The following is a 689-nucleotide window of genomic DNA, read 5'->3' as shown; positions in this document are numbered from 1 at the left end:
ATTCGAACACCTGGGTGGCGACCGGAGCAATCTTTGCACCGAAGAGGTTCTGCACCAGTGACTTGCGGTTTGCAGCCGGAACGGCGGCGTCGGTTAGCGCGACGCGCAGTTCGCGGTCAGCATCAAGGACATCAACGACCTCGAAAAGGTCGAGACCTGCCTGTGCCGCCGTCGCAATCGCATCGTCCTGCGCCAGAATCTGATCCAGCTGGGACTCTACGTGTGCGAGGGCTTCGCGGCTAGCTGCCTTCATAGTTGCCTACTTTCCGGCCGGTGCCACAGAATCGAGCTCGGACAGGAAGTTGTCAATCGTGGAGGACTGCTTGGTAGCGGAAGATAGTTCGCCGCCCAGCAGCTTCTCAGCCAAGTTGATGGAGTTCTGTCCGATATCGGAACGCAGCTCAGAGATGACCTGTGCACGGGAAGCTTCCAGCTGCTTCTCGCCAGAGGCGACAATGCGGCGGGATTCTTCCTCAGCCTGGGTCTTAGCCTCAGCCTCGATCTGCTTGCCGCGCTCGCGCGCCTGTTCGCGGATCTCTGCAGCTTCTGCACGTGCGTCAGCAAGCTGTGCGTTGTACTTCTCGAGAGCAGCCTTAGCTTCAGCCTGCTGAGCCTCAGCACGCTTCATGCCGCCCTCGATGCGGTCCTCGCGCTCCTGGAGCATCTTGTTGTATGCCGGAAGAACGAAC

At 59.8% G+C, this 689-nt stretch carries 1 protein-coding gene and 1 pseudogene; both read right to left on the bottom strand.

From position 1 onward, the window contains the following. Positions 1-253, bottom strand: a pseudogene (locus F4V54_RS11040) (F0F1 ATP synthase subunit delta); the annotation flags it as partial. Positions 254-259: 6 nt separating this feature from the next. Continuing rightward, positions 260-689: F0F1 ATP synthase subunit B (locus F4V54_RS11035; RefSeq protein ID WP_150387162.1), on the bottom strand; the 430-nt coding region annotated here is incomplete at its 5' end.

The sequence above is a fragment of the Corynebacterium tuscaniense genome, assembly GCF_008693065.1.
GTDB classification, from domain to species: domain Bacteria; phylum Actinomycetota; class Actinomycetes; order Mycobacteriales; family Mycobacteriaceae; genus Corynebacterium; species Corynebacterium tuscaniense.
The sequence above is the reverse complement of the archived record's forward strand: the minus strand, read 5'-3'. Positions and strand labels throughout refer to the sequence as shown.